General features: G+C 58.2%; 10 protein-coding genes. All 10 read left to right on the forward strand.

Annotated elements, in window-relative coordinates; genetic code table 11:
- On the forward strand, positions 1-558 hold a 558-nt coding region (locus DIE23_RS32920; protein ID WP_185646587.1), incomplete at its 5' end, for a type VI secretion system contractile sheath domain-containing protein.
- A 271-nt stretch (positions 559-829) separates the two neighbouring features.
- On the forward strand, positions 830-2,410 hold the full coding sequence (gene tssA / locus DIE23_RS32925) for a type VI secretion system protein TssA (protein WP_185646588.1): 1,581 nt from the start codon (positions 830-832) through the stop codon (positions 2,408-2,410).
- 11 nt (positions 2,411-2,421) lie between these two features.
- Entirely contained in the window at positions 2,422-4,236 is a 1,815-nt protein-coding gene (tssF, locus tag DIE23_RS32930; protein WP_124616251.1) for a type VI secretion system baseplate subunit TssF, read from the forward strand.
- Positions 4,233-5,324, forward strand: coding sequence for a type VI secretion system baseplate subunit TssG (gene tssG / locus DIE23_RS32935; protein ID WP_260436282.1), 1,092 nt, complete (start codon positions 4,233-4,235; stop codon positions 5,322-5,324). Before tssF ends, tssG begins: the two co-directional genes overlap by 4 nt.
- A gap of 13 nt (positions 5,325-5,337) precedes the next feature.
- Positions 5,338-5,874, forward strand: a complete 537-nt coding sequence (gene tssJ, locus DIE23_RS32940; RefSeq protein WP_124616255.1) for a type VI secretion system lipoprotein TssJ — start codon at positions 5,338-5,340, stop codon at positions 5,872-5,874.
- 222 nt (positions 5,875-6,096) lie between these two features.
- Entirely contained in the window at positions 6,097-8,451 is a 2,355-nt protein-coding gene (locus tag DIE23_RS32945; protein ID WP_185646589.1) for a type VI secretion system Vgr family protein, read from the forward strand.
- 74 nt (positions 8,452-8,525) lie between these two features.
- Complete coding sequence (locus DIE23_RS32950; RefSeq protein ID WP_260436283.1) at positions 8,526-10,814, forward strand: M23 family metallopeptidase; 2,289 nt, start codon at positions 8,526-8,528, stop codon at positions 10,812-10,814.
- Entirely contained in the window at positions 10,789-11,370 is a 582-nt protein-coding gene (locus tag DIE23_RS32955; RefSeq protein ID WP_124616259.1) for a hypothetical protein, read from the forward strand. Before DIE23_RS32950 ends, DIE23_RS32955 begins: the two co-directional genes overlap by 26 nt.
- Positions 11,371-11,460: 90 nt before the next feature.
- Entirely contained in the window at positions 11,461-12,876 is a 1,416-nt protein-coding gene (locus DIE23_RS32960) for a hypothetical protein (protein WP_124616261.1), read from the forward strand.
- A gap of 40 nt (positions 12,877-12,916) precedes the next feature.
- On the forward strand, positions 12,917-13,180 hold the full coding sequence (locus DIE23_RS32965; RefSeq protein ID WP_124616263.1) for a PAAR domain-containing protein: 264 nt from the start codon (positions 12,917-12,919) through the stop codon (positions 13,178-13,180).

Raw genomic sequence — 13,180 nt, forward strand, 5'->3', positions numbered from 1 at the left:
AAGGTCGAGGACCTGCCGGTGCACCTGTATGACCTCGGCACCGGCGTGCAGCCGAAGATCCCGACCGAAGTGCTGATTCCCGAGACGCGCGAATTTGAGTTTGCGAATCTCGGTTTCATCCCGCTGTCGTTCTATAAGAACCACGATTTCGCGTGCTTCTTCTCGGCCAGCTCGACCCAGAAACCCGCGCTGTACGAGACGAAGGAGGCGACCGCCAACAGCCGCATCAACGCGCGCCTGCCGTACATTTTCCTGCTCTCGCGCATCGCGCACTACCTGAAGCTGATCCAGCGCGAGAACATCGGTACGACCAAGGACCGGCGTCTGCTCGAGCTGGAGCTGAACAGCTGGATCAAGGGTCTCGTGACCGAGATGAAGGATCCGGGCGACGAGCTGCAGGCATCGCACCCGCTGCGCGACGCGAAGGTCACGGTCGAGGACATCGAAGACAACCCGGGCTTCTTCCGCATCAAGCTCTTCATCATCCCGCACTTCCAGGTCGAAGGCATGGACATCGGTCTGTCGCTGGTTTCGCAGATGCCCAAGGCCAAGAGCTAAGCAGTAGCACCTGCTGAGTCATTCGCCGGGGCTTCATTGTCCCGGCGCCGTTATTTCTGATATGACGCGCGTAAAGGAATTTCCGGATGTCGATGGTCTGGCCTTCACAGGCCCGCGTGCAGAACGTGCATAAGCAACCTGGCTCCGCCCGGTTGCTCGAACCAGCGATAATTTCGCCAGGGGGTTGCGCACATCTTTTGAGGGGCAGGGCATTGGCAATGCGGCGGGACACGGCTTTCCCGGAAGCCGGATCCATGCTGGAGACCGCGTGATGTTGTCCGGGATGCTAAAAGCGCTTTTTCCATCGCGTGACCCCGAGCAATTGACCCGGTCGCGTCTCGAGGCGTGGGACGCCTGGTTGCAACCTCTCGCGCGCGACAATGCCGTCGGCCGCGACCCTGGCTACGAGGACGCGTTCTTCGAACTCAAGGACGAGGCGAACAAGCTGTCCAGCATCGATGACAGCCTGATTGTCCGTGCCTGCGAGCAGCTCATCAAGGAAACCGGCAAGGATTTGCGTCTCGCCGGCTATTACGCCGGGGCGCGCCTGAGACAGGACGGTCCAGCCGGTTTTGCGGATGGCCTCGAACTGGCTGCCGCCCTTGTCGACCGCTTTGCAGACGCGGTGCTGCCCACGCGCGCTGAAGCGAAGAAGGGCGCGCTGGAGATGCTGGCAACCGCGCGCACGATCGAGCTGCTCGACAGCCGGGGAGAATTCGCGTCTCCTGATCTTGAACGGGCGCTCGCCGCACTCGACGTGCTTGTGTCCCGCACGGCAACGTGGCCGGAGCCTTCCCGCCCGAACCTGCAGCCGCTCGTCTCCCGGTTCGAACGCAAGGAGGATCCGCTACGTCGCGTTGATCTGGATGCCGGAGCGCCGCAATCGGCTGCGGCTGCCACCACTTCAGCAAGCACGATCGTCTCGACTCGTGATCTGCTCGACCAGGCGCGCACGATGGCAGTCTGGCTGCGCGATCAGGAGAACGGCTATCTGCCTTCGGTGCGGCTTGTGCGGAGCGTTCGCTGGGATACCTTGCACGAAGCGCCACCGGCGGACGCGGCTTCCCGCACGCGTTTGGTGCCACCGCGAGGGGAGCTACGTCAGCAGATGAAGCGGCTCGTCCTGCAGAAGCAGTGGCATGAACTGCTCGAACGCGTCGAAGGTGCATTCATGGAAGGCGTGAACCACCTGTGGTTCGATCTGCAGTATTTCCAGCACGTCGCACTTGATCACGTCGGCACACCCTACAACACCTGGCGCGAGTTGCTGCGCGCAGATTTCGCGTTATTCCTGGAGCGGTTGCCTGGCATCGAGCGCCTCGCGTTCAACGATGGCACACCGTTCGCGGACGACTCGACGCTTGAATGGATTGCACGGCATGCAGTGGTACGCGACCTCGAGGCCGGCGAGTGTGTCGCCCCGCTGCCCGTATCCGCTGATAGTGAAGCCGGTTCGGCCGGCGACTGGCCGGAAATCGAGGCACAGGCACGGGAGTTGGCCGGACGCGAAAGCGTTGAGGCTGCTTTTGGCTGGCTAGAAGCGTTGCCCGGCCTCAGGACAGAGCGACATCGCTACCTGCAGCGGCTTGTGATGGCTCGCCTTGCTGATCACGCGGGACGTACCGACATGGCGCTCGCTTTGCTCGCAGAACTCGATGCGGCTGCACGGTCGCTGCCACTCGCCCGCTGGGAGCCTTCGCTTGTCTTCGAGGTCAAGCATCAGTTAATCCGCGTATTGAAAGCCATGAACAATCGCAAGGATGCGGACAAGCCGCTGCTTGCACGCCGTATCGGCGAGCTGCAGTCCGAACTCACGGTGCTCGACCCCGCTCGCGCGCTCACCCTTTCGTAACAAGGATCGCGATGGAAAACGACGATCGGGTCCTGCGCTACTACGAAGCCGAAATGCGATATTTGCGCGAGTCGGGTGGGGCATTCGCAAAGGCCCATCCGGATCGGGCACGTATTCTTGGCCCTGATCGGGCAGGCGAACGCGACCCTTTCGTCGAGCGACTGTGGGAAGGCTTCGCATTTTTGTCGGGACGACTCCAGCAAAAGCTGGATGACGAGCGTCCCGAGTTGACGGAAGCCCTTGTTGGATTGTTGTGGCCGCACTATCTGCGGACGATCCCGTCGCTGTCCATCGTCGAATTGATCCCATCGACAGAAAAGCTTCAGGGAACCGAAGTGGTCGCTGCGGGTGTGCCGGTGCGCTCAACGCCCATCGTCATTCCGCCGTCACCCGATGACGAGGAGCAAACGTCAAAGGCAGTCCAGTGTCTTTATCGGACCACGCAGCCCGTTACGTTGCAGCCGCTCTTCCTCACTCACGCCGGACCAGGCGTGCGAGAAGACGGCCGGTCGGTCATCCGTCTCGGGTTCGAACTAAGTCCTTCAGCACATCGAGGTGAGCTTGACCTTTCCCGCCTCAGCCTGTACCTGAATGCAGATCTAACGACGGCGTTCGCAATGCACCTCGCGCTCACGCGCCATGTCGACTCGATCGCTTGGCGGATTCCAGAGATCCGTAATGGCGAAGCGAGCTTGCTGACTGGCGTTACGATCGAGCCGGCTGGCTTTTCGAGCGATGCAGCACTGTGGCCAAGGACCGAAGGAACATTTTCCGGATATCAACTGCTGCTCGAGTACTTTGCGTTCCGGGAAAAGTTCCTGTTCGTCAACCTGTGTGGACTAGATATCACGAAGCTTCCGCACGATTCGGCCGGTTTCGAGCTTGAAATCGTACTGGCAGAGGCATATCCGAAGGACCAGCGCTTCAATGCCGCCAACGTGCGGCTCTTTTGCACGCCAGCAATTAATCTGTTCGACCTGGATGCCGAGCCGATTGTCACAAATCACCAGGAGACCGAATATAGGGTAGTGCCGATGGCACACCAGAGCGGATATGTCGAAACCTGGTCGGTGGATTCGATTGAGTCGTTCGACCATCAGACCGCCGAGCGGCGGCAGTATGTACCGTTCGCAACATTCCGTCACCATGGAGGCACGCTCCGGTATGACGCGCCGGAACGATATTTCTATACACGTGTACGGCCCGGCGCATCGGGTGTCCGTGAAGCGTGGGTGACATTCGGCGGCCACGCGTGGGAAACGATGGCGGACCTGCCGGAAGAAAGCATCTCGCTGCGCGTGACCGGCACAAACGGGATGCTTCCGCGCAAGAGCCTTCGTGAGACGCGTCTTGTCGAACTTGCAGCGGATGTACCGAACGTCGCGGCTGTGCGCAATCTCATCGCGCCGTCCATGCCACTTCACCCGCCTGTCGGAGATCGGTTCGAATCGCGCAGCCTCTCGCACCTCACGCCAAACTTCCTATCGTTGACGCATGCCGAGGTACTGCGCGGCGCGTTGGCTCTGTACGACTGGACCAACGAGGAACTGAACCGTCGACGGCTTGCAGGAATCCTGCAGGTAAGACAGGAGATGCTCGAGGAGGTGAGGGCAGGGTCTATCGAGCGCGGCGTGCGAATCGAGGTGACGCTCGATTCCCATGCCTTCTCAGGGGAAGGGGATCTGATGCTGTTTGGCGAATTGCTGCACCACTTTATCGCGCTCCATGCAGAAATCAATCTGTTCACCAGGCTTGCGATCGTCAGTCTGCCTTCCCAAACGCGCACGGAATGGCCGCGAAGCAAGGCACAACCAGTACTGCTATGAAACCGCCCGAACTCCCGGATCTCGATCCGCTGGTTGCTGCATTGCTCGCGCGTGCGCCGCAGATGAACTTCATGCAGCTTTGCCGGCTGCTGGAGGAACGCGCGCCAGACCGTTCGGGCTTCGGCGTGCTGGATACTCCAGAGCAAGAGCCCGTGCGTTTCCGGCCACGACCGCGCGTCGGTTTCCCCGCTGGCGAAATTGCCTCGGTCGAATTTGACGACGAGCGTCTCGACGCCCCGCCGACCGTGCGTACGACGTTCATGGGCTTATATGGTGTCGACGCCGCGATGCCGTCGCACATGATTGACGAGATTGTGCTGCGCGAGGAAGGACATGAAGCTGTCGAAGCGTTTCTTGACCAGTTCAACCACCGCTTCGTCACGCTGCTGTACCGGACATGGAAGAAGTATCGCTATCCGGAAAGCTACCGATCGGGTGGGAGCGACGTCCATTCGAACAATCTGCTGAGTCTTGCCGGTTTCGGCTGGGGTGACAAACCCCAGCGCGCGGGTCTCCCCAACTCGCGGATGCTGGCGCTGCTCGGTGTGCTCGTCCAGAAGACCCGTACGCCAGAAGGTCTGACCCGCGTCATTGCGCTCGCGGCTCCTGGTGCCGAAGTCCGCGTCAGCGAATTCTGGCCGATTACCGCGCAAGTCGCCCGACATCAGCCGTTGACATCGGCCTCTGGAGGAGCCATCGACGCAAACAGTCGGCGTGGGCTCGGTGGCGGCTACGTGCTGGGTCGGCGCGTCGCGTATCGCAGCCGCGCCGTCTGCGCGACGCTGCACCCGGCTAGCGCGCAACAGGCTCAGGATCTGTTGCCTGGCGCTCGCCTTCATCGCGAGCTGATGGCGCTCGTCCAGCTTTACGTCGGTACGAAGGTTGACGTCCATCTTCGTATGGAAGTCTCATCGCGGCTTGCGCCCAGGCCGGCTATTGGGCAGGCCGATATTAACGTCGCGCCGCGCCTCGGATGGACGACCGTGCTGCCAGCTGATCAAGAACGAACGATAAGCATTGGTCTGGGTATTTACGAGGCAACACCTACGCCTGCGACGAATGCATACGTGAACTCACAACAGGCATGACCGGAGAGCCTCCATGTCCTTCCGTCTTGTCACCCTAGCCATAGCCTCCGTCCTGCTGCTTGCCGCATGCGGAGCGTGGCAGGCCATTTCAGATACGTCGTCGAGTGCCTGGCATTCGGTGTTCTCTGACAACATCAAGGTGCTCAATGTCGACCTGACTGCCTGTGACGCGCTGAACCCGGACGAGGACGGCCGGGCAGCGCCAGTTACCGTGCGCGTCTACCAGTTCAAGGACCGGAAGGCGTTTGATGACGCACTCTTTGCCGATTTGCTCAAAAACGACCGTACGCTGCTCGCGCATGATCTGCTGGCGAGCATGGCATCGGTGTTGAATCCGGGCGCGTCCGTGAGCCTGTCACAGCCAATGCAGGTTGATGCTAAGTACGTTGCCATCGTTGCGTTCTACCGCACGCCCGGGACTGCCAGCACCTGGAAGCGCGTGATCGACAGGAAGAAGCTCGATGCCGACAAGCCGCTAAGGCTTATGCTCAATGAGGAAGCGATTGCGCTACAGGACGATGCGTCCAGGACTCGGAGCATATCGCAATGAAATATCTATTCGTTACGCACAACGCCCAGAAAGACGTCGTTCTCCGTGTGAGCTTCGTACTCCCTACAGCATCACTCACTGTCAGGCATCGTCAAATTCAGGGTGCTCGGATGGACTTTGTTCTTGAGACTTGATCTACTTGTGCCAACCTGACGGCATTGCGCCCCTAAACTTTTGGTGGGCAACTTTGTTAGTGTGAAACCTCTCGATCCTATTGCGGCCATGCAAACTATCCAGGACGTGCTCAAGCACCCAAGCGCGATCGTCACCCAGCCTCTCCATCTCGAGATAGCGACGCTGCAGTCGCCGATTTCGGTGTTCTCGTTTGTCCTCACGGAAGAAATGAACACACCGTTTGTCGCGGACATCACCGTTACGTCGAAGGACAAGCACATTGACGGCGCGGCAGTGATCGGGCGCCCGGCCATCTTTACGATCGAGGAACACGCGTCGGTGCCGTCGATGCCCGGGCTGATCAACCCGGTCCAGCACGCGACGCGCACTGTGCACGGCATTGTGACGCAGTGGACGCGGATCAAGACGTCGCGCGACGAGGCGACCTACCAGTTGCATCTCAAGCCGCGTCTCGCACTGCTCGAGCAGGTACATGATTCGGCCGTATTCCTGGACCGCTCGTTTCGCGAGCTGCTCACCGACACGATCGTCGATCGCGACCTGTTCCAGTCCTATGACGTCGAGTTCGAACTGGACGGGCTGGACGCGAAACTGGACCAAACCGTCATGTACGAGGAGACGGTCGCGAATTTCATCGACAGGCATTGCAGGCGTGCGGGCGTTTTCTACTACTTCAAACACGGGAAGAAAGAAGACGGAGCACAGCGCGACACGCTGGTGTTCAGTAACGCGGCGCGCGGCTACCTGCGGGCGCTCGATGTGCCGCTGCTGCCGAATTCGGGTCTCGTAAGCTGGCACGAGGCCATCCTTGAGCTGAACGTGACGCGCTCGCTCGTGCCGCAGACCGTGCGTGAATGGGACCACAACTACCGGCAGCCGGACGATCCGTTGCAGGTCGAGTCGGTCGTGGCCGAGAAGGGCGACCGCTCGGTGTACGGCAGCGTCAACCGTAGCATCGAGCATTTCCACTCGGTCGAGGAAGGACAGGTGCTTGCCGATGCACGACGCGACGAGCTGATCACGCGTCAGACACGGATCTCGGGCAAGAGCAACGTGATGGGCATGATTCCGGGAATGGTGGTGCGCGTGATCAACGATACCGTGCCCGAAGCACCACACGGCATCGTGATCACCAAGCTCGTTACGACGGGCAGCCGCAAGCAGTCGGTAACCAATCAGTTCGAGGCGATCCCGTCGCATCTAACCTACCGGCCCGAGTATGCACCGGAAAAGCATTGGCGCTGGATAGGCGGTGCACTCATCGGCATCGTGGAGTCCGGCGACGACCAGCCGTATGCATGGATGGATGAGTATGGCGGATACCGGGTGAGGCTTCTCTTCACGCGGCACACTGGCAAGCGTGGCACGAACAGTATGTCGTTGCGCTTGCTGCGTACGTCGGCCTCGTATCAGGGCGGCCTGCACGTTCCATTGCTGCCGAACACGGAAGTCCGCGTCATTGCGACTCACGGCAATTGTGATCGATTACTGATCGCCGGTGCCGCCCACGACTATGCGCGACGGGATCTGGTGCATGGCAAGGAAGGCTGGTACAGCCGTGCGGTGTTCCGTTCGCCGCTGCTGGGCAACAAGCTGCGCTTCGAGGACTTGAAAAGCCACGAAGGCATCCGGCTCGCAACGGTCTTCGGCAAGACGGCGCTCAATATGGGCTATCTCGTCGATGGAGAGAAGAACAAGCGCGGCGAAGGCTACGAGCTCACCACGCAGGGCTGGGGGGTAACGCGCGCGGCAAAGGGGCTGTTCTGGTCGGCGGACCCGGTGAACCCGAACGCTCCGCATCTCGAGATGCAGGCGGCGATCAAACAGCTGCAGGCCGCTATTCAGCGCGTAACCGCGCTGGCCAATGCGACCGCGCAGGCAAGTGCCACCCCGCCCGACAAGGCGACGCAATCGAGCCTGATGGACGTGCTGGACCAGCTAAAAGACGCGGGGCTGCTGGCCAGCGCGCCGGCCGGCATGGCGTTCGTCACACCGAAGTCGATCCAGCAGGCCGCTGGCGAGAACGTGATCGTGACGGCTGGCCAGCACGCGGACGTAAGCGTGGTCAAGCGTTTTACCGTCGCTGCAGGCGAACTGATTTCGCTGTGCGCGCACAAACTCGGCCTGAAAATCTTTGCTACGCATGGCAAGGTCGAAATCCAGTCGCAGAGCGATGCGATGGATCTAGCTGCTGCAAAACAGCTGAAGCTGGCAAGCGCGGACGAGGACGTCTTGGTTGTTGCGCGTAAGAAGATCGTGCTGGCCAGCGGCGGCGCCGCACTCAAGATCGAAGACGGCACCTTCGAATTCATCGGCCCGGGAGCCTTCAAGATCAAGGCCGGATCGTTTGTATTCCAGGGGCCCGGGAATGTCAATCCGCCGTTGCCCGTGCTGCCTAAAAGCAATCTGACCTCACCCGACGACTACTCGCTTTCGCACTGAAGCCCATGATTATCAGTCCGCCTCTCCTGCTGCCCGTTCCTACTTCCAACGATCGATCGAAAGACGATCTGTTGATGGACGAACTCGACAAGATGACCGATAGCGGTGGCATCTATCCGATCGCGTTCGATCGCCGCTGGCATACAGGGGTGCATCTCGTTCCGTCGAATAACCGCTCGCTGCCAGTGCGAGCCATCGCGGACGGGGAGGTTGCGGCCTACGGGGTGTACCAGAGGCCAGTAGCCGACGTGTTCGACGACAAGAACACCAATGCTGGGTTCCTGCTGCTCAAGCACACCACCGAGACAGGCGAAAGCCGCAAGTTGACGTTCTACTCGCTGTACATGCACCTGCTTGATCTCGACGGCATGACGACCGACGGTATCCAGCCGCCACCGGTCAATGAGCCTCACAGCATGCCCGACTGGCTCCGGCATTCAACCGGCGCGGCTGTTTCGGGTGGCGGCAAGAAGGTGCGACGCAAGGATATCCTCGGATATACGGGGCGGTGTCAGGACAAACGGCAGCTGCACTTCGAGATCTTCATGGCGCCCAGCGATTTCGATGCCTGGTTTGGCGCGACACAACTTGGGCACCAGCAGGTCGAGACCCCGCAGGGGAGCGACTGCTGGGGTCATAGTTATTACGTGATTCCTGCGAACCAGACTTTCCGTGCGCAGCCTCGCAACGTTGACGCGCACCACAAGCTGCATGGGATCGAATTTCTTCCTAAGCAAGAAGGCCAGAATGAACGTCCCTTGTATGTTGAGGTGTATTTCCATAAGGGAGACAAATTCACTAACGTCTGGAGCGTCGCGGCGGACGGTAGCAGGACGCTCCTCACTCCCGAACCGGTCCGCGAGCCGGAATTCGAATACGAAATGTACAAGCGGGCGAGTGCGTTGTACTCGGCTTGTGCTAGCGACGGCTATGAGATGTTGCGGTTCGGCCGGATTCTGAGCCGCCCCGAAACGTTGTCGCCCGTTCCGGCCGAGGAAACATCGGCAATCACGAATCCGCGCGAGACATGGTATTGCATCCCGTTCGCTAGTGGAAAGCAGGGCTATATCGACATCAGCAAGCCGAGCATCAAGAAGCTGTCCGACGCGGATTTCCCCTTCTTTATGGGGTGGCGGAAGATCCAGGCGCAGTCCGCGCCGGTTGATCAGAACGGGCTCTGGGACCTCGATAAGCTCAAAGCGCTGGTCCGCGCTTCGATCGGGAATGTCGAGGCCGCAGGGAGCGGCGCGGCGGCGGTAGAGCAAACCGCACAACAGAAAAACGAGTCCATGCGGCATTACCTCAGCGATCCGGACCACAAGGCGGTACAGCAGTTGTTGCATGGCTTTATCTGCGAAGCACCCAGCGAGTGGGATAGTGCCAGTTTAGATCCTCGCTATCGAAACCTGTTGGACGAAGGGGAGCATTTCGAGGGAAACCAGAACGCGTACAACAAGTTTTTGGAGTTTGTCAAAAAGCTTCAATTTTGGGATAAGACAGGCTTGCCAGCAGGCGGAACGGTGTGGTTTTTCCATCCGCTTGCGTTTATCCGGCATTTCAGGAAGTGTGGGTGGTTGGACATGCGAGAGCTGGCACAAACGGTTCCTGCCGACCAACATCGAACAATTACAACAGTCTCGCGCCTGTTCGTGAGCGAACTTCGAGATCGCCACCATCGACTCATGCGGCCGGCGAATCTATATCCCGCCTTGCCCGACACCATGCGTAAGTACGGAATTAATACACCCCTGCGGATGGCTCATTGGTTTGGGCAAACGTTTCGGGAGACCGGCTTGTTCTCGTATATGCGCGAGCTTGGAGGAGAACCTTATCTGACAAACTATTATGAGGGGCGTTGTAACGCCCCTGTGCATCGACTAATAAACGGGTCAATGAAGGTATTGAGCCCACTCGGAAATTGCAATGCGGGGGATGGCGTTCGTTTTTCTGGAAAAGGGATGATTCAGCTGACGGGTGGCGATAATTACCGCACCTATCAAAAGTATCACGGCGGGAGAAATTTTACAGTCGACCCTGGGCCTGAAAACATAATTAATGACCCTCGCGACGCATGCGATGCTGGCGGGTACTATTGGGCGAGCAAACAAAGGTATCGCAAAGACCCAATAACAAACCGACTCGTGCCGCTTGGATCTCTGGGTGTTAATTATTGGGCTGATAGGGTTGAGCTTTCAAGTTTTGATAACGTCGTTCAAATTAACGGAGCTGTCGACGACGTTACGAGATGCGTCAACTCTGCGCTTGACGGACGAGATGATAGAAGGGAGTATTTCAAAAATGCATACGCTTATCTTTCGGATTTATCTGCATTTCCTCATGGATATAAAGTTCTTCCTGACTAGATCGTACGCGTTGCGTGTCTTGGGTGGCAGTCTGCTGCTGTGCTTTGCAACGGGTGCGTCGGCAGTATCCCAATGTGGTTTCACACTGCCAGATATGGCGGGCGCGATTGTGTTGGAAAGCGGTGGTGACTGCTCTATGGTCGCACAAAATATTACCAATCCGGCCGGCTTGAATTACCTTACGTTGCTCAGCTCGAGCGTAGCAGATGTGCTTTCCGATAACACGTTCTTTATTAATGAAGGTGGAAAGCAATATTTTGTGAATGAGGATGTTGATGACTCGAATGTCACAATTAAAGCGATCAAGCAGTATCAGGCAACACCTATCCACTTTAATGGAATGGGTGGCTTCGAGGAGCGAGCTGATTTCTTCGTTCAAGTCCTCCCCAAGGCGCAATGGAAAGATACTGCACCGTACTCTGGTAGAGTTTCATGTCTTATTGACGTAATCGGAGACGAATCCCGGTCCCTCAAATCTCGGTTTTGCACTCCAAACACCGCCCTGGGAAAAAAGGAATTGAACGACTACAGATCATTTCTTCGCGGGATCAAATAAGTGGCGGTCGAACGCGCCCATTCGCTTGCAAAGGTAGTGGAATGCTTAGGTTGCCTATCCATTGAATTTGAATATTTTGGATGACGTCGGATGAGGAAAGGCTGGATGCAGTGTCAGTGTTTTTTCTGGCTAACCGTTCTGTTAGCGATTGCGTTTGGCGAAAGCGTCCAGGCCCAGATTACTTTCGACGGAACCAGTCTGCTGGATGCGGTTTACGAGGCGAATTACCCGGGTGATTTGCCGGAGGCGGTATGTTCGACCGCGTCTGGCGACGACGATCGTATATTTCTCGCTGACCCGCGAAACATAGAAGACGAGGCTCCGACCTATCTCGATAAGAAGACGGGACTAATCGGCCTAGCTGCGTCCAAACGCCATCTCACAGCCGCAGTTTATGACGGCATCGTCCGGGGGCCAGGACACACTTTTCTGGCAGCTAGGAGGGGATGCGTGGGCCTTTTGGCCCGAGACGGCAAAGTGTTGATTCCGTTTTCCAACAACTCGCTCTCTGTCAGTGAGTTTGCAGAGACCGGAAATCCGCGCTCCAAGAGCACGGTGTTGGAAGCCCTGCGTCCAGAGGGCCGTTACCTGTTCAAAATCGATCTGGTCGGTGACCGGCTTGTGAAGTCGGAGGGGCCGTTCGTGTCCGTCGTGAACGTCGAAGTGCCCAGGCACTCGGGAGAAGCCCAACAATATGCGGCGGTCTCGGACAAATACGAAGGTCATGTTGGCCTTCTCGATCAAGATTTGAACTATGTTCTGCCAGTCAAATATGAACGCATCCGCCAACTTCAATTCGCCGATGGGAAGAAGTATTGGGTCGGCGCAACTGATCGCGTTCAGATCCCGCCCAAAGGTCCAAACGAAAGGATCGATGATCTGTGGTCTGTCCATTTCTTTGACGCGAAAGGGACACCGATTCGCACGATGCGCGTTTACGCCCTGCGGGGGCTGGAATGGCTTGGGGTCCAATATGGCTTCGTTGGCTTACAGGAGGACCACACGTGCGCCTATGTAGACAGCAGCCTGGATACCTTTGAGATTGGAAAATCGTTTAAGGACAAGTGCGTGACCGGCGATCAACACTACCGAGTATTCATCACGCGCCCCAACAACCCGGAGAGCGCAATCTGGACGCTTGGCCCGGCGCAAGAAACATCAAACGACACTCTTCCCGCATGGAAGCAGGATAAGCTGAATATGGCCGCATTCGCCGAAGGTCTCTTTGTTTGGCGAAAGACCTACGAGGGAAATTTCTCGCAAGCTGACCTGAACTACAACGATGAATTCGTTTTGCTAAGGCGTGCCGACGGCAAAGCGTTCAAACTCGTGGATCGCTTTGGCCGTGATACCGGCGAGACCTATGAATCCGGCGAGTTAATCTGCAATGAGATCTTTGTGCACAAGGGCAATCACACTTTCCGCACTCAAGGCTGGGATATGACCACGAATGGTTCGGTCGTGGCCGCTGATGACGAGCAACTTGGATACTGCCTAAGGCTTTAGCCTTGATTTGCAATCGAATTTTCAAGATTTCTGAATTGAAATGACACACTCTCCCATACGCAAGGATGATGAACTGGAGCACGGCGGCCGGGTGACGGGCGGTTCTTCGACTATGGAATTCGTGGGCCGACCGCTGGCCCGCAAGGGCGATGCCGCGCTCTGTGACCGGCACGGCGAAACCGTCATCGATGAGGGCGACGAATCGTTTCCTGACCAGGACGGCAGGCCCGTGGCGATGCATCTGCATCGTTGTGCGTGCGGCTGTCGGCTGATTTCGTCGTTGCAGAACGTGCACATCGGCTGA

The sequence above is a fragment of the Burkholderia sp. Bp9143 genome (genome assembly GCF_003853645.1).
Taxonomy (GTDB): domain Bacteria; phylum Pseudomonadota; class Gammaproteobacteria; order Burkholderiales; family Burkholderiaceae; genus Burkholderia.